The sequence below is a fragment of the Amycolatopsis aidingensis genome (genome assembly GCF_018885265.1).
Lineage (GTDB): Bacteria > Actinomycetota > Actinomycetes > Mycobacteriales > Pseudonocardiaceae > Amycolatopsis > Amycolatopsis aidingensis.
Genome location: NZ_CP076538.1, coordinates 4,676,725 through 4,692,297 on the forward strand (window position 1 = coordinate 4,676,725; position 15,573 = coordinate 4,692,297).

Sequence of the window (15,573 nt, forward strand, 5' to 3'; positions counted from 1 at the left end):
TGCATGAACCCGGGTCAGCCGCAGCCGCCCGCCGTATCGGTGTCGGCGGCACCGACCCGCTCGACGATCTCCCTCGGAATCCCGTCCAGCTGACCGTCCGCCCAGACCTGCTCGTCCGCGGGCTCGCCGCCAGTGCTCGAATCCGCTGGTCCCATCGATTCCTCCGTGTCTGTCCGCAAAACGCGCCGTCACTGTGCTTTCGCCGTCATCCGCTCCAGTTCCTCGATCACGAAGTCGATCCGGTCGAGGCCCCAGAACCGTTGCCGCCCGACCTTGAAGTAGGGCACCCCGAACACGTCGTCGTGGTAGACATCCAGCAGGGCCCGCACGCCGAGCTCACGCATGTCCGGATCCTGCGGCGCGGACACCAGCAGGTCACCGTCCAGCCCGGCCGCATCGCAGGTCCGGCGCAGCGTGCCGGTATCGCAGATGTCCTCGCCGCGTTCCCACCTTGCCGCCATCACCGCGGCGTAGTACTCGCGCTGCACCCCGAGCTCGCGCGCCTTGAACCAGGCCAGGTGCGGCAGTTCCCACCACGGGTCGACATCGACCGGCCAGGTCATCCGGTAGCCGAAATGACCGGCCAGCCGCTTGGTGTCGGCCAGGATGTAGAGGTGTTTCGCCTTGCTCATGTCCACGTAGTGGAAGTCCCCGCCGCGCGCCACCAGCTCGGCCATCGTGCTGGGATCCGGCTCGAAGAACGGGATGTAGTCGAACCGCTCCAGCAGTTCCGGGACACGTTCCTCCAGCCTTCGCAACGCCATCCAGCTGAACGGACTGCGTAGCGAGAAGTACATCCTGGGTGGTTTCCTCATCCGTCTCCCCTGCCTGGCCGCTGTGGCGCCTGGACAATCGTCACCGCGTTCACCCCGCCGAAGCCGAAGGCGTTCACCTGCGCCACCTCGGTCACCTGGGTCACCGGCCGCTCCGGATGCACCAGCCGCAACGACCGGGCCTCCTCGATCGGCGTGCGCAGGCCGACCACGGGTGGCACGGCCTTCTCCCGGATGGTCTCCAGCGCGACCAGCGTGCTCATCAGCGCGGCGCTGCCCGAGGTGTGCCCGATGGCGCCCTTGATCCCGGTGACCGTGGGCCCGTCCGCGCCGAACACCTCCGCCAGCGCCGCGGCCTCGGTCGGGTCGTTCAACGCGGTGCCGGTGCCGTGCGCGAGCACCAGGTCGATCCGCTCGGGCCCGAGGCCCGCGCGGGCGTAGGCGTCCCGCATCGCGGCCACGATCCCGTTCTGGTCCGGCGCGGTCTCGTGCTTGGCGTCGCAGGTCAGGCCGACCCCGCGGACGAGGCCGTAGGCCCGCTCCGTTGCGCCGGCCTGCAGCACCACGGCCACGGCACCCTCGCCGAGCTGCGCCCCGCCGCGCGCGGTGTCGAACGGGCGCACCATATCCGCGGGCCGCTCACCGACCCTGCCGATGATGGCGAGCATGCTCTCGGTCATGGCGTCGCAGCCCGCGGCCACCACCGCGTCGGCCTCGCCGAGTTCGAGCATGTCCATGGCCAGCGCCAGGGCGTAGCCGGAGGCGGCGCAGGCACCCGCCAGAGTGTGCACCTCACGCACCCCGGGTACGGCGGCGCGCACGGCCCGCCGGAAGTGCAGCTGGTTACCGGTCACCTGGGTGCCGTCGAGATGCCCGTGCTCCACCGTGCGCAGCTCCCGCAACCCGGTACCGACGACCACGTTCACCCTGCTGGTGCCAGGGTCCACCCCGGCGTCCCGCAGTGCCGCGGAGACGCAGTGCGTCAGCCATCCCGTAGCCTGCGCCGGACCCTCCGCGCTGCTGGTGCCGATGTGGTACCCGGCCAGCACGTTGAGCTTGTCCGGCAGGCCGTACCGCAGCGGGCCCACCCCGGTGCGGCCATCCGCCAGCGCGGCGAAGGTGGACTCCAGGTCGCCGAGACAGGTGAGCATCGCCCTACCCGTGATCGCCGCCGGCACGGGACCACCCCCTGACCACGGCCGCCGCGACCGAACCGTCGGCCGAGCGCGTACTGAGCACGGACAACTCGCCGTCTCGCGCCGGTTCCGCGCGATGCCGGGCCAGCAGCGCGGCCAGCGGGAAGGCACCGGATGCGCTGCCTGCCACGCCGGTGACCTGCGTGGTACCCAACCGGGCCGCGCCGGCGCCGAGCACCTGCCGCACCGCGGTCTCCTCGGCATCGTCCAGCCAGGGCGTCCCGTCGGTGCCCAGTGCCACCGTCCGCACCTGCGCCGCGGAGGCCCCTGCCTGGTCCAGCGCCGCGCGCAGGCATTCGCGTAGCCGGTCCGTGGTGCCCGCGGGCCCCGGCGATGCCGCGGATCCGGAACAGGTCACCGACAGCACGCAGGCATCCGGGCGCCCACCGCGCGCCCGGACCGCCGCCGCGTCCTCGACCAGGAACACCGCGGCGCCCTCCCCTGCGGGCAGGGTCCCGCCCGCGCGGCGCTGCGCGTGCTGCACCGACCACGCGGCCTGCGGGCTGAACTCCTCCACCGCACCGGCCAGCATCACCTCGGCCCTTCCGGTGGCCAGCGCGACCCCGGTGTAGCGCAGGGCCTGCAGCAGGGCCAGCGGCCCGCCCGCGATCGTCGCGTTCAGCCCGCGTAGCCCGAACCGGATCGCGGCCTGCCCGGCGATGCCGTTCATCACGGCGTTCGGGAATAGCACCGGGTTGACATGGTACGGCCGCTCCTCGGTGAGGGTGTCCCGGCTGTAGTCACTTGTCGACTTGAGGCTGCCCGCGGTGGTACCGAGCACGACACCGGTGCGGGCCCGGTCCGGCTCCGCCATCCCGGCGTCGGCCAGCGCGTCCCGGCAGGCCAGCAGCCCGAAGGCGGTGCCACGGTCCAGAAACGAGGTTCCCTTGCGGCCGAGGTGCTCGGCGGCGTGGAAATCGACCAGCACATGCGCGTCCGGCCGGGGCAGCGGTTCGGTGAACATCCCGCTGACGTCCACCGGTTCCGGCGGCCGCGTCAGCGCGTCCACGAGTGCATCCGGCCCGATCCCGAGTCCGGAAAGGACACCGAATCCGGTGATCGCCAGTTCTTTCCCGGCGAGCTGCTTCCCGGATGTTTCCGGTTCCGCCAAGAGCTCTTCAGTCATCACACCGTCCAAGGACGACGATGGCGTTGTTGCCGCCGAAGGCGAACCCGTTCACCATGGCGATGCCGACCTCCGCGGGCCTTGCCGTGTTCGGCACGGGGTCGATCCCGGGTAGTTCCGGGTCCGGCGTGCCGAAGTTGATCGTCGGCGGCAGGAAGGACTCGGCGATGCCCAGCGCGGCGGCGATGGCGGCCATCCCGCTCGCGGCGCCCATGGTGTGGCCCAGCATGGATTTCGTGGAGCTGATCGGGGGCGGCGGATCGCCGAACACCTCCCGCGCCGCGGTGAACTCGACCACGTCGTTGGTCGGGGTGCCGGTACCGTGCGCGCCGATGTAGTCGACCTCGTCCGGGCGGACACCGGCGTCGGCCAGCGCCAGCCGCATGCAGTCGGCGATACTGGCCGCGTTCGGCGCCACCATGTGGTAGGCGTCGCAGTTCAGCCCCGCGCCCAGTACCTCGGCGTAGATCCGGGCGCCGCGCCGCCGGGCCGAGTCGAGGGACTCCAGGAACAGGGCTGCGCCGCCTTCCGCCGTGAGGATCCCGGCCCGGTCCCGGTCGAAGGGCGCGCAGGCGTGCTCGGCCACGGCGCCGAGCTTGTAGAACCCGGCGTGCAGCCACTGCTGCACCGAGTCGGCCCCGCCGGCGACCATGTAGTCGGCCTCGCCGGTGCGGATCAGGTCGAGAGAGTGGGCCAGGGCGTAGTTCCCCGCGGCGCAGGCGGTGGACAGTGTGAGCAGGTCGCCGGTGAGGCCCAGCTCGGTGCCCGCGGCCAGTGAGATCCGGCCCGCGTCGATCCGGCCCATTCGCTCCGGTGACACCGCGTCATAACCTTCTGCCAGCGCCTGCCTGGTCACCGACTCCAGCACCTGCGACTCGCCTGCCGTGGTGCCCAGCACCGCGCCCGCCCTGGCACCGGTCAGCAGCTCCTCGTCGATACCGGCGTCCTCCACCGCGAGCCGGGCCGCGGCCGCGGCGAACAGGCTGGTACGCCCCCAGTCGTCCACCTCGATCCGGCGGACGATCTTCTCCGGCTGGAAGTCGCGAACCTCACCGCCCATCCGGTGCGGGAACCCGCTCGCGTCGAAGCTGGTGATCTCGGAGATCCCGCTCGCCCCGGCACGCAACGCCAGCGCGTACTCCACCGCGCCGACGCCGATACTGGACACCGGGCCGACACCGGTGACGACCACCCGACGCATTGCCGACCACCGTTCTGCAGACGTCATTACCTTGCGATTCAATAAAACAGTCGCCTGCCGGGCGACGAAAGCCGACATCAGAAACTTGAAGCGACGGTCTGGCCGGTAACGTCCTCCGCGGGCCTGCTTGCCGCGATCAACGTTTCGATCGTTGCCACACAACGGTTTCCGGACCAGGTCTCGCCGGTGAAGAAGGCATTCGGGCCCACCCGTTGCTCCAGCCGTACCACCTGGTGCAGCAGTTCCCCCGGCTGCACCGCGGAGGTGAACCTGCACTCGCGCACGGCGGCGAGCATCAGCACCCCCTCCCCGATTCCCTCCCCCACCGCGCTGGCCAGCCAGAGCAGGGCCGCGCTCTGGCCGAAGGACTCCAGCATCAGCGAGCGCGGGTAACAGTAGGCATCGGGGCCGGGGTCCTCCGGCAGGCCGGCATAGCAGGGCTCGCCGCCCGTCACCGCCTTGGTGGTGACGATCTCCCGGCCGGGGGTGACCTGCTGGACCCGGTCCACCAGCAGCATCGGATGCCGCACCGGGAGCTGCCGCCGGATCCGCGCGTGGTCCTGGCATGGGATGCCGCCGGGGCAGGGGGCGCCGCCGGGGGGTCGAGCCCCGGTTCCCCGCCGGTCCGCCCGGCGGTCAGTTTCAGCTCGGCCACCGCGACACCGTCCTGCCGGACGCAGGCGGCCCGCACCCGCCAGGCCGTCGCGCCCTCCGGGCGCAGCACGAGGTCCAGCCGGATCTCGTCCCCGCCACGCATCGGCGCGCGTAACCGTATCGACTGGACGGCCAGCAGCTCGCACCGCCCGTACGGGACCCGATCCGCGGCGACCACCTGGCGCACCGCTTCCAGCAGGAACACCGCGGGCAACATGGTCAGCCCGGGGAAATGCCCTGCCATGTACGGGTCGCGCACGTCCACCGTCTTGTACGCGACCAGTGCGCGCTCCGTGCCGGTATCCCCGGTCACGGCGAACCGGTCGGCCGCCCGCAGTGGGGCGGCGAACGGCGGCCGGTCCAGCTCGACGACCGTCATGGCGAACCGAGCACTTCGGACGGACGGACCGCGGCGAGCACGCTCTCCACGGTCAGCACGATCCTGCCGCTCGCGGTCGCCTGCCCTTCGAACACCCAGGAGTCGCCAAGCGACTTGCCGATCCGCACCTCGTGCCGCAGCACCTCGCCAGGCCGGACCGTGGAGTGCAGGTCGATATTGGTGGCGGCGCCGAGCACGGCCACCTCGCCCGCGGCATGCGCCCGGGGCCGTTCTCGCATGGCCAGCACCAGCGCCGCCTGGCACCAGGACTCCACCACCAGCGCGGAGGGGTAGCCGTAGCCCTCGTCCGGGGTGTCGTCCGGCAATGCCCGGAAGCAGGGTTCGTTGCAGGTCACCGCCTTGACCGCGACGATATGCCTGCCGGGTGCCAGGTCGAGGACGTCGTCGAGCAGCAGCAGCGGGTAGCGATGCGGGATCAGTTCCTTGATGGCGGCGAGCCCGGTCACACGAACCACACCTTGTCGTACCGGGGCCAGGTCCTTGCCAGCTGGTTGGTGTCGGCGCAGGCCACCCCGGGCAGCAGGTCGGCGCCGGTGAACCCGAGCCCGCGCAGGTCCGGTTCGTCCGCTGTGACCGTCATTCCCGCGCCGACCAGGTCACGGACGACACCCCGGTAGTCCGGCAGGGTGTCCAGCCGCACCGCCCCGAGATCGAGTTCGGTGCTGTACTCCTGCTCCTGCACGGCCAGGGTGACGGCGAGCCCGCGCAGCACGATGTCCACCGCGCCGAGTTGCTCCCGCATGTCGAGGAAGCCGTACAGCGGGTCGAAGAACTGCGACTCCACGGCTCCCCGGTAGGTCCGGTCGATGATGCCGAGCACGCGATGTGGCACCGTCACGCACCTCCGATGAAGATCGTCTTCGCCGAGGTGGCCATGGTGGCCATCAGGCGGCCCGGCGACCGCATCAGCACCTCGGCGATGTGGTTGGTGGCACCGCGTTCGGCGCTGCAGGTGGTGCATCCGATCCAGCCGAACCGGCCCTCGTTCCCGGCGATCAGCTGCCGCACGATGGCGGCGCTGGAGGGATAGGCCACCTCCGGGGCGCGAGTGTTCTTCGGTTTGGTCTCGCCGTGCGTGTCCTGGGTGAGCATGTTCGCGTAACCGCAGGCCCATACCCGCACCGCGCCACCCCTGCGCAGCATCGCCTCGGACAGCCGGAGCACGGTGGTGAAGGTGTCGTTGTAGTGCGGCGGGGCCGTCATGATGAGCAGCAGGTCCCAGCGGCGGGTCGGCAGGGCCATCAGTGCCACACCGCCTGACCGTCCGTGCTGAGCAGCTCCTCCGCCACGGCGTCCATCTCGACCAGCACGGTCCCTGCGGGCGGTGCCGTCGCGGCCAGTGCCCGCTGGCGCAGCGAGAAGCCGTCCACCCACACCTGGCCACCGCCGTCGAGGACGCCGCGCACCGCGGTGCTCGCCTCCGGCACCGCGGCGAGCACCCCATCCTGCACCAGCAGCAGGACCACCTCGTGCCCGGCCGCGGCCAGCTCCCCGGCGTCGCGGACGAACCGGCTCGCGTTCGGGCCGCTCCACGGGCCCTGGCTCTCGATCATCAGGTAGCGCGATCCCGCGCTCATCCCACGGCCACCAGGGTTTCCCTGCCACCGTCCACGATGGACTTCCCGGTTTCCGGCTCCAGGTCGATGAAGCGCAGCCGGAAGGTGGCCACCTTGCCATTGCCCGCGCCACAGGTGGCGCGCACCTCGCGCTGCCCGTCGCCCGGCGTGATCGCACAGTCCACCGTCACGGTGTCGCCGGGTGGCACCACGGAGTTGAACCGGGCGGACCGCACCCCTGCCAGCCGGGTCCGCACCCCTGCCGCGTGCGCGTGCCCGATGACCAGGTGCTGCACCAGGTCCAGCAGGTACATCCCCGGCAGCAGCTCGAATCCGGGATAGTGGCCGCGGAAGACCTCCTCGGCGGGGTTCACCACCACCTCGGCCAGCAGGCCGTCTGCCCGCTCGGACAGCACGGAAACCCCTGGCAGGAGCGGGGCCGCGCTCACCGCTGCGCCGATTTCGTGTTGAGCAGGTGGCAGATGTCCGGAAAGGTGCGTACCTGGACCATCTCCTTCTCGGCGATCTGCACCTGGTACTTCCGCTGCAGGGTCACGGCCAGTTCCAGGGCGATCAGCGAGTCCACCTCGAGGTCCTCGACGAACCGCACCTCGTCGGTCAGCGACTCCGGAAGGACGTCCACCACATCGGCGACCAGGGTGCGAAGTTCGTCCACATCGACTGCCTGAGCTGACACAAGTTCTCCTTGCCAGGGCCCGCGACCGCGGTCGCCGGGATCGGATCACGCCCTGGCAACCCCACCACCGGCGCGCGGTGAGCGACAACCATGCATCCAACTCTTCGATGTTGGCGGGCCTCATCCCGCGTCGTCAGGCGCCCTCGGCTGCCTCCTCGGCCCGTACCACCGCGCTGCGCTCGCTCAGCAGCAGGACGGCGGCGATACCGATGATCAGGCCCGCCAGCAGCGCGCCCAGGCTCACCGCCCGGTTCAGCGGGGTGATGGTGTCGCTCAACGGCGCCTTCAGCACATTGCTCAGGGTGCGGAAGAACCCGTATGCGAACAGGGATCCGGCGCCGATCCAGGTGAAAACCACCGCGGTGGTAAACCGTCCGCGGGTGGGCAGCAGGCGACGCGCCCCGGTGCCGACCAGCGCCAGCACACCGAGTACCGCCAGCAGCGCCCCGATCCCCTCGACGGCCTCCACCACCCTGGTCGCGAAGGTCCACTCCCCCGTCCGCAGCGCGGCCGGGGCGAGGACGGCCTGATACAGGTGCAGCACGGCGATGACCGCCGCCAGCACCGCGCCGGTGATGCCCAGCACGCGCTGCACGGGGAAGGTGGTGCCGCGCTCGGGCTCGACGGGCAGCTCGGCAATGGCCTCGGCCCACCGTTGCCGCGCGTACAGCACGAACGCGCCACCCAGCAGCAGTCCCTGCACCGCGAAGGAACTGCCGACGATCACGTACGTCCAGTTCTCCACCAGCCCGTCCTGCATGCTCACCAGCTGGCCGGAGGTGGTCAGCCCATGCAGGAAGTCCACCACGACCTCGACGAAGGCGGGCACCAGGAAGCCGGTTCCGACCCAGATCGGGACCAGCACCAGCCAGGCTGGCAACCGCAGCCCCCAGTCCTGGGTCAGGGCCAGCGCCAGCAGCACGGCCACCAGGTCCAGCGCGGCGGTGGCGGCGTTCTGCGCCTGCCAGCCGGAGTATGCGGGGGACTCGGGCGGAACGCCGACCATGACGTCGAACACCCACAGCACCTTGAGGGTGAGGTACGGCAGCACCGCCACGATCACGCCGTAGCCGCAGATGCGCCGGTACAGCCTGCGGGGGCGGCGGACGGCAGCGGAGGGCGCCGTCGTCACGGGGGTCGTCATGGGGCGCACCCTACCGGCAGCCAACCGGGATCCAGTTCCCTCTCAGGAGCGAGTTCCTGCTACCAGCGGGCCGGGATCCCGGCGCCATTCAAGCTTTGAATCGGGGCACCGGCCGGGCCGCGCTCGCCGGTTAGGTTCGCGGGTGTGCCCGCGAATCGCGCGGGCCCGGCCCGGACAGGAGGGATGTGTCGGCTCCCGTCATCACCGGCCTCGGCGCGGTGACCTGCCTTGGCCATTCGGTGTCCGAGCTGTGGGCGGCGCTGGCCGGTGCGGTGCCGCCGGACCCTTCCTACACCGCGGATTCCCGCTACGGCTCCGAAGGTGGCGGCCGGGCGGGCGCACTGGCATCGGACGCGGTCGGCCAGGCCGTCGCCGATGCCCGACTGACCACATCGGATCTTCGCGGCGCAGGCCTGGTCCTCGGCACCACCCTCGGTGACATCGACCGGTTCGAGGACGAGCACGCCGCGCCGCCGGAGGCAGGACCGTACCGGCTCGGCGAGCGGATCGCGGCGGAGTTCGGCATCGGCGGGCCGAACCACAGCGTGAGTACCGCGTGTTCCTCGGGTGCGCTGGCCGTGGGCACCGCGGCCGACCTGATCGCAGCCGGGGCGGCGGAGATCGTGATCGTATGCGGCAGCGACTGCCATTCCACCGTGTCCAGGGGCATGCTCGAGCGGCTCGACCTGCTCGATCCCGCGGCCTGCCGCCCGTTCGACGCCGACCGCGGCGGGATGGTGCCCGGTGAGGGGGCAGCCGCCGTGGTGCTGGAATCCGCGGAGTCCGCCCGCGGCAGGCAGGCCCGGCGCTACGCCACTGTGACGGGTAACGAATGGAGCGCCGACGCCCACCACCCGACCGCGCCGGAGCCGGAAGGCGACCAGTTCCGGCGGGCCATGGCACAGGCGGTGCGCGGGTCCGGCGGCGAACCGGGGGCGGTGCTACCGCACCGGGCCGGAATCCCGATGAACGACGTGGTGGAGACCGCGGCCGTGGCCGGCCTGCTGGGCCCGGCGGCGGCCCGGATCCCCGCCTACGGGATCAAGGCGATGACCGGGCACACCGCTGGTGCCGCCGGGGTACTGGCCTGTGTGGTCGGCGCGCTGATCCTGGGCGCGGGTGTGGTCCCGCCGAACGCGAACGTCGGCACCCCGGATCCGGACTGCGAGCTGTTCGTGCCCACCGCGGGGCCAACGGAACTGCCCGCCCCGCGGGTGCTCGTCACGGCCACCGGTTTCGGCGGCAGCAATGTGGCGCTCGTGCTGGGGGCCGCCGGATGACGGTGCCGATCGGCGGATTCGGGGCGCTGTCCTCGCCCCCGCGTCCGGACGGCTGGTTCGACCCCGCCGCCCACCTCGGCAGGCGCGGCTGGAAGTACCTGACCCCGGCCACCAGGTTCCTGCTCGCGGCGGCGAACCTGGCGCTGGGCAGGCAGCAGGGGGATCCGGCCGCGTCCGGCCAGGACTCCACCGGGCTGGGCGTGTTCACCGGTACCCACCAGTGCATCACCGGGCTGCACGAGAAGCTGTACCGCACGATCCGGCAGGAGGGGGTTGGCGAGCTCAGCCCGGTCGAGCTCCCCGGCTTCGCCGCGAACATCCCGGCCACCCAGCTGGCGATCACGCTCGGCGCGCGGGCCTGCGCGGTGACCCTGACCAATCCGGTGACCGGCGGCCTGGAGGGAGTCCTGCTCGGGGCCCAGGCGATCCGGCGTGGCCGGGCGGCCAGGGTACTGGCCACGGCGGCCGAGCAGGCCGCCCCCGGTGCCCCCGGCGAGGGCGCCGGGGTGCTGGTGCTCGGCGGCGCGGTGGACCGGCCGCAGGGCACGGTGCTCGGCGGGGTCTCCCGCTTCCTGCCGGATCCCGGCGGCCCGGCGCTGCCCGCGGACCTGGGTGTGGAGCTCGCCGCCTCCCTCGCCGGGGTGGGCCCGGTGCGGGTGGTGGCCTGCGGGCCGGCACGGACGGCGCCCCTCGCCGACGCGCTCGGCACCGAACTGGCCGGATCCGGCGTCCCCATCGCGGGCACGGACTACACCGAAGCCCGGCATGGCACGGTCAGCCCGCTGCTGACCATGGGTGCCCTGCTGGAGCGGCCGGGCGCCGCGGTGGTGCTGGCCGCCTCCGGCCGCGGCCACCTGTGTGCGCTGGCCCTGCGCTCCCACTAGCTGTCGAAACCGGTGGCAAGGAAGGCATCCCGCGCCGGGGAGATAGTGTGCTGCGGCCACAACGCGTGCAGCGGCACGAACACCGACGGCCGCAGGTCGATGACCCGCACCTCGCCGCCGGACACGGGTCCGGGAGCATTCGTGACGAAGGCGAGGTGGCCGGTGCCGAGCACGGCGGTGACCGGTGGGGTTCCCTGGACGGGGTTGCGCCGCACCCGCGGTTCGAACCCGGCGCGGCGGCAGTGTTCGATGAGCAGGTCGGTGTAGCCGGAGCGGCCGGGGCGGCCCCAGACCATGATGGACTCCCCGGCGAGTTCGGGCAGCCGCACCGACTCCCGCTCGGCGAACTGGTGCCCCGCTGGCACGGCGATGCGCAGCGGGTGCTGGGTCAGGGTGGTCCGCGCCAGCCCGCGTGCCGGGGTCATCGCCCGGCACAGGCCGAGATCGAGTTCACCGGCGAGGAGTTCGGCGGTGAGTTCGTCCGGGTAACGCTGGTTGACCTGGGTCGCCAGCTCGGGATGCGCGACGTGCACCTGGCGCAGCAGCACCGTGACCTCCTCGCCGGTGACGGCCGGGGTGTGCCCGATCCGCAGGGCCTCGGTCTCGCCGCGGCCGACCCGCCGGGCACGGAGCAGGGCCGCGCGCGCCACGCCGTGCAGCACCCGCGCGTCCTCGATCAGCACCTGCCCGGCTGGCAGGACGGTGACCGGGTTCCCGCTGCGGTCCAGCAGGACCACACCGACCTCGCGTTCCAGGGACCGGATGGAGGTGGACAGGGCCTGCTGGGACAGGTGCAATCGCCGGGCGGCGCGGGTGAAGCTGCCCTCCTCGGCCACCGCGATCAGGTGTTCCAGCTTGTGCAGGTCCAAACCCACGGTCAGGCTCCGTTCTCCGCCGGATGTACTCCGGGGCCGGGATGGTGTGCCGGGTGCGCGGGCGGGGAGGACGCCGTGCGCCCTCCCCGATTCTCGCTGGTCGGTCCCGTTTCGGCAGGGCAGGGCCCCGGCCGCTGGTCAGCGGGTGGTGTAGCCGCCGTTGGGGAAGATCGTCTGGCCGGTGATCCACCACCCGCCGGTGGCCAGGAACCTGATCACCGGCTCGATGTCCTCGATCTGGGTGAGCTGGTTGCCCATGCCCTGGGACTTGTGGAACTCGACCCGCTCCGGAGTCTCCTGCGGGTAGAAGAACGGGGTGTCCATCGGGCCGGGGGCCACCGTGGTCACCGAGATGCCCCGGTCGGCGAACTCCTTGGCCGCGGCCCGGGTGAAGTGCTCCAGCGGTGCCTTTCCCCCGGCGTAGGTCGAGTAGCCGTCGGTGAACGCGGCCAGCAGGGATGTACCCAAACTGATGATCTTGCCGTGGTCGTTCAGCCGCCGCCCGGCCTCCTGGATGAAGAAGTACGCGGCCTTCGCGTTGATCGCGAACATGGTGTCGTACTCCTCCTCGGAGGTCTCCAGGATCGGCTTGCGCAGCACCATGCCGGTGGTATTGACCGCGACATCGGCGCCGCCGAAGGTGTCCACCGCGGTGTCGAACAACCGCCGCACGTCGGCCACCCTGGTCAGGTCGCCCTGCACCGCGACGGCCTGGGAGCCGGCGTCCTGCACCGCGCGGACCGTCTTCTCGGCGTCATTCGCGGTGCTATCGCCGTGGTAGTGCACCACCACCTTGGCTCCGGCCGCGGCGAAGCTGGTGGACAGCAGCCCACCGAGGTTCTTCGCCCCGCCGCCGATCACGGCGACCTTGTCCCGCAACGTGTGTTCCGCCATCGTCCTGCTCCTGTCTCTTGACTCGGTCGTCTTGCGCTCGCGAAACCGACGCTAGGCAGCTCCGGCAGGCGGCGGGAAACACGAAGAACCGGTGGCGGCACAAGTCCGGTGGATACCCGCAGGCCGCGGGCGGGCAGGCGCATCCAGTCCGGTCGCTCACTCCCCCGGCCGAGGGAGCGTCCCTCGACCCCCGTGCCGCGGTCGTGAATGGACCGTTCACTACCGATTCGCCACCCACACTGGTGAACCTGGCCCTTACCTGGGACTTTTCCAACAACTCGAACTTGTGTTCGACTAAACTGGATGGCGATGACCGAGACGCGCATGACACCGGAGCTGTGGCGGCTGGACGATGACCAGCTGGCCGCGCTGGTGGCCACGCGCGAGCGGGTGCTGGCCAGGGAGTACACCGCCACCCTGGCGGTGGTGGCCGAGATGGAGCGGCGCGGGCTGGCGCGGGAGAAGGGCTACCGCGATACGGCGGCCCTGCTGGTGGATGCGGCGAGGCTGTCGCCACGGGAGGCCCGCGCCAGGGTCGCGCAGGCCGGGCGATCGAGCGCCTGTTCCGGGCCTGCCCGGGGCACATCCCGCAGGAGCAGCGGGCCGCGGACGAGCGGGGCCTGCTGGACACCGCCCGGCAGGCGCCGCCGCGGACGGTGGGAAAACGTGGCGGCCCGGATCGCCCGCTACTGGGACCAGGACGGCAAGGCTCCCGAGGACGAGCGACGCGAGCAGGCCGACCCGCTGCGGGAGTTCCGCTACCACACCGGGCGGCACGGCCGGATGCGCTTTTCCGGGGAGCTGGATCCGGAAGCGGCCGCTCAGCCGGAGGGACTGCTGGGGCCTTTGGCGAAGCCCCAGCCTGCCGACCCCGTCTCGGGCCTGCCGGACCCGCGCAGCACCGCGCGGCGGCAGGGGGACGCACTGGCCGAGATCATCGACCTGGCCGCCCGCACCGACGAGCTTGCGGTGCAGGGTGGGGAGCGCGCGGTGATCATCGCCTCGGTCACCCTGGCGGAGCTGGAAAGCCGCACGCGGCGGGCTCTGCTGGAGGTGCCGGGGTGCACCAGCCTCGACCAGCTCCGGCGGCTCGCCTGCGCGGCGAGGGTCGTGCCCGCCGTGTTCGGCAACGACGGCGGGATCCTGTACCTCGGCCGGTCCAGCCGGGATGCCTCCCCGGCGCAGCGGCGGGCGCTGGCGTTGCGGGACAAGGGCTGCGCCCGGCCGGGCTGCACACGCAAGCCGAAGTGCTGCTGTGCGGCCGCCATCACCGGGAGATCCACCACACCGGGTGGACCATCGTCATGAACAATGGCGTGCCCGAGTTCATCCCACCTAAGTGGATGGACCCGAAACAGAAAGCCATTCGAAATACCGCGCACGCCGCCGGTGCCCGGTGAAGCCGGGCACCGGCGGCGAAATCGGGCGCCATTCAGGCCGCCGCGGGGACTTTCTCGCGTTTCCAGAGGAAGACCACGGCGACCAGGCCTGCGACGCAGGGGAGCAATCCGGCTACCGCCATGGAGGTGGGCACGATCTTGTTTCCGTACTCCTCGAGAACGAGGTTCATCAGTGCGATACCGAGAGCGAGCACGAAAATGGTGGTCGCGGTGACCCTGGTCCAACCCTTCTGCCTCCTGGCGGCCCAGATCATCAGCAGCCAGCACACCACCCCGATCGCCGCGAGGGTGATCAGGTATGCCATCACGAAGGACCTGGCCCCTTCCAGCTCGGCCTCGGTGTACTCCTGGTACTTGCCGACGACCGGCTTGGAAAGGGAGTCCTGGTCGATAATCGGGACGACGGCCGCGATCAGCGTGAGCGCCAGGCCCACGTACATCGCGGTGATCGCGTTGCGGGTTGGCGAGGATATTGCGGTCTGCGTCACTGTGCTTTCCCCACTGTCACTGCGCTTTCCCAATCCGTTTCACGGAAAGCGTTCCGTTCAAAGGCCCCGGCCGCGGAAACGCGATATCATCGTCGCCGCGACGCCGCGTGGTCACGCTAGCATGGAGAAACAGTTCAGGATAATTGCCGATACCGGAACAGGGGGTTTATTCAGGGTTACCCTCCCTCCGGGGAGGGAATCCGGGAACACCCCGTCTCCCTCCCCGGAGGGAAGGACGATGTGGTCAGTCGAGGCCGCCGTCGATCTGGAACACGCCACCGGTGATGTAGGCCGCGGCGTCGGACAGCAGGTACGACACCAGCGAGGCCACCTCATCGGGCTGCCCGAAGCGGCGCAGCGGGATCTGCTCCACGGCACGCTCGCGGACCTGTTCGGACAGCGCGCCGACCTGGTCGGTGTCGATGAAGCCGGGGGCGACCACATTGGCCCGGATGCCGTAGCCGCCGACCTCCTTGGCCAGCGACTTGGTGAAGCCGATGATCCCGGCCTTGGACGCGGAGTAGTTCGTCTGCCCGGCGTTACCACGGATGCCGGACACCGAGGAGACGTTCACGATCGCCCCGCTCTTGCGCCGCATCATCTCCTGGATCGCGGTGCGGCAAACGTGGTACACGCCGTCCAGGTTCACCCGCAGCACCGAGTCCCACTCCTCGTCCTCCATGAGCACCAGCGGGTTGTCCCGGACGATGCCCGCGGAGGCGACCACCGCGGTGATCGGGCCGAGGGCGTCCTCGGCGCCCTCGACCAGGGCGCGTACCGCCGCGGGGTCGGAGATCTGGGTGCGCCGCACGTACACGTTGCGCCCCAGGTCGATGATCTCCTTCTCCACCTCCTGCGCGGCCTCGCCGTCCGAGGTGTAGCACAGGGCCACGTCGAAGCCGTCCCGCGCGAGCCGCAGCGCGCTCGCGCGGCCGATCCCGCGCGAGCCGCCGGTCACCAGCGCCACCGGGTTCGCCATCTGGTTCATCAGTCCTCCATCAACTC

21 protein-coding genes are annotated in these 15,573 nt (G+C 71.3%); 3 read left to right on the forward strand and 18 right to left on the reverse strand.

All coding sequences use genetic code 11. The features are described 5' to 3' along the window. Positions 1–14 precede the first annotated feature (14 nt). The 14 genes from KOI47_RS21405 to KOI47_RS21470 form a co-directional block, all read right to left on the reverse strand. Positions 15–155, reverse strand: coding sequence for a hypothetical protein (locus KOI47_RS21405; protein WP_216206376.1), 141 nt, complete (start codon positions 153–155; stop codon positions 15–17). A gap of 33 nt (positions 156–188) precedes the next feature. Then, positions 189–815 carry a 2-hydroxychromene-2-carboxylate isomerase gene (locus KOI47_RS21410; RefSeq protein WP_216206381.1) on the reverse strand — a complete coding sequence of 209 codons (627 nt, stop codon included), beginning with the start codon at positions 813–815 and terminating at the stop codon, positions 189–191. Further along, positions 812–1,951, reverse strand: a complete 1,140-nt coding sequence (locus tag KOI47_RS21415) for a beta-ketoacyl synthase N-terminal-like domain-containing protein (RefSeq protein WP_232376154.1) — start codon at positions 1,949–1,951, stop codon at positions 812–814. Before KOI47_RS21415 ends, KOI47_RS21410 begins: the two co-directional genes overlap by 4 nt. Next, on the reverse strand, positions 1,929–3,095 hold the full coding sequence (locus KOI47_RS21420; protein WP_216206385.1) for a beta-ketoacyl synthase N-terminal-like domain-containing protein: 1,167 nt from the start codon (positions 3,093–3,095) through the stop codon (positions 1,929–1,931). Before KOI47_RS21420 ends, KOI47_RS21415 begins: the two co-directional genes overlap by 23 nt. Beyond that, on the reverse strand, positions 3,088–4,296 hold the full coding sequence (locus KOI47_RS21425) for a beta-ketoacyl-[acyl-carrier-protein] synthase family protein (RefSeq protein ID WP_216206388.1): 1,209 nt from the start codon (positions 4,294–4,296) through the stop codon (positions 3,088–3,090). The genes KOI47_RS21420 and KOI47_RS21425 overlap by 8 nt, the downstream gene beginning before the upstream one ends. Before the next feature lie 77 nt (positions 4,297–4,373). Beyond that, positions 4,374–4,826 (reverse strand): 3-hydroxyacyl-ACP dehydratase FabZ family protein, encoded by a 453-nt coding sequence (locus KOI47_RS21430; RefSeq protein WP_232376155.1) that lies wholly within the window; start codon positions 4,824–4,826, stop codon positions 4,374–4,376. Continuing rightward, positions 4,748–5,329, reverse strand: coding sequence for a hotdog family protein (locus tag KOI47_RS21435; protein WP_216206390.1), 582 nt, complete (start codon positions 5,327–5,329; stop codon positions 4,748–4,750). Before KOI47_RS21435 ends, KOI47_RS21430 begins: the two co-directional genes overlap by 79 nt. Further along, on the reverse strand, positions 5,326–5,796 hold the full coding sequence (locus KOI47_RS21440) for a 3-hydroxyacyl-ACP dehydratase FabZ family protein (RefSeq protein ID WP_216206393.1): 471 nt from the start codon (positions 5,794–5,796) through the stop codon (positions 5,326–5,328). The genes KOI47_RS21435 and KOI47_RS21440 overlap by 4 nt, the downstream gene beginning before the upstream one ends. Beyond that, positions 5,793–6,182 carry a hypothetical protein gene (locus tag KOI47_RS21445; protein ID WP_216206394.1) on the reverse strand — a complete coding sequence of 130 codons (390 nt, stop codon included), beginning with the start codon at positions 6,180–6,182 and terminating at the stop codon, positions 5,793–5,795. Before KOI47_RS21445 ends, KOI47_RS21440 begins: the two co-directional genes overlap by 4 nt. 2 nt (positions 6,183–6,184) lie before the next feature. Further along, entirely contained in the window at positions 6,185–6,592 is a 408-nt protein-coding gene (locus KOI47_RS21450; RefSeq protein ID WP_216206397.1) for a hypothetical protein, read from the reverse strand. Next, positions 6,592–6,927 (reverse strand): hypothetical protein, encoded by a 336-nt coding sequence (locus KOI47_RS21455; protein ID WP_216206400.1) that lies wholly within the window; start codon positions 6,925–6,927, stop codon positions 6,592–6,594. Before KOI47_RS21455 ends, KOI47_RS21450 begins: the two co-directional genes overlap by 1 nt. After that, on the reverse strand, positions 6,924–7,355 hold the full coding sequence (locus KOI47_RS21460; protein WP_216206403.1) for a hypothetical protein: 432 nt from the start codon (positions 7,353–7,355) through the stop codon (positions 6,924–6,926). Before KOI47_RS21460 ends, KOI47_RS21455 begins: the two co-directional genes overlap by 4 nt. After that, on the reverse strand, positions 7,352–7,603 hold the full coding sequence (locus KOI47_RS21465; RefSeq protein WP_216206406.1) for an acyl carrier protein: 252 nt from the start codon (positions 7,601–7,603) through the stop codon (positions 7,352–7,354). Before KOI47_RS21465 ends, KOI47_RS21460 begins: the two co-directional genes overlap by 4 nt. 133 nt (positions 7,604–7,736) lie before the next feature. Continuing rightward, complete coding sequence (locus tag KOI47_RS21470; protein ID WP_216206408.1) at positions 7,737–8,747, reverse strand: hypothetical protein; 1,011 nt, start codon at positions 8,745–8,747, stop codon at positions 7,737–7,739. A gap of 185 nt (positions 8,748–8,932) precedes the next feature. On the opposite strand from KOI47_RS21470, the gene KOI47_RS21475 reads away from it, so the two are divergent. Further along, on the forward strand, positions 8,933–10,027 hold the full coding sequence (locus KOI47_RS21475) for a beta-ketoacyl-[acyl-carrier-protein] synthase family protein (protein ID WP_216206412.1): 1,095 nt from the start codon (positions 8,933–8,935) through the stop codon (positions 10,025–10,027). Beyond that, positions 10,024–10,911, forward strand: coding sequence for a beta-ketoacyl synthase N-terminal-like domain-containing protein (locus KOI47_RS21480; RefSeq protein WP_216206415.1), 888 nt, complete (start codon positions 10,024–10,026; stop codon positions 10,909–10,911). The genes KOI47_RS21475 and KOI47_RS21480 overlap by 4 nt, the downstream gene beginning before the upstream one ends. Here the strand turns inward: KOI47_RS21480 and KOI47_RS21485 are convergent. Both KOI47_RS21485 and KOI47_RS21490 read right to left on the reverse strand, forming a co-directional pair. Then, entirely contained in the window at positions 10,908–11,786 is an 879-nt protein-coding gene (locus tag KOI47_RS21485) for a LysR family transcriptional regulator (RefSeq protein ID WP_216206417.1), read from the reverse strand. The two genes, KOI47_RS21480 and KOI47_RS21485, sit on opposite strands and share 4 nt — an antisense overlap. A gap of 138 nt (positions 11,787–11,924) precedes the next feature. Further along, complete coding sequence (locus KOI47_RS21490; protein WP_216206421.1) at positions 11,925–12,680, reverse strand: SDR family oxidoreductase; 756 nt, start codon at positions 12,678–12,680, stop codon at positions 11,925–11,927. Between the two features lie 309 nt (positions 12,681–12,989). Between KOI47_RS21490 and KOI47_RS21495 the strand changes: the two genes are divergently transcribed. Then, positions 12,990–13,988 carry a DUF222 domain-containing protein gene (locus tag KOI47_RS21495; protein WP_232376156.1) on the forward strand — a complete coding sequence of 333 codons (999 nt, stop codon included), beginning with the start codon at positions 12,990–12,992 and terminating at the stop codon, positions 13,986–13,988. Positions 13,989–14,112: 124 nt separating this feature from the next. On the opposite strand, the gene KOI47_RS21500 is transcribed toward KOI47_RS21495, so the two are convergent. Both KOI47_RS21500 and fabG read right to left on the reverse strand, forming a co-directional pair. Next, positions 14,113–14,568, reverse strand: a complete 456-nt coding sequence (locus KOI47_RS21500) for a hypothetical protein (RefSeq protein WP_216206423.1) — start codon at positions 14,566–14,568, stop codon at positions 14,113–14,115. A 244-nt stretch (positions 14,569–14,812) separates the two neighbouring features. Then, positions 14,813–15,556 carry a 3-oxoacyl-[acyl-carrier-protein] reductase gene (fabG, locus tag KOI47_RS21505; RefSeq protein WP_332461418.1) on the reverse strand — a complete coding sequence of 248 codons (744 nt, stop codon included), beginning with the start codon at positions 15,554–15,556 and terminating at the stop codon, positions 14,813–14,815. Positions 15,557–15,573: the final 17 nt, after the last annotated feature.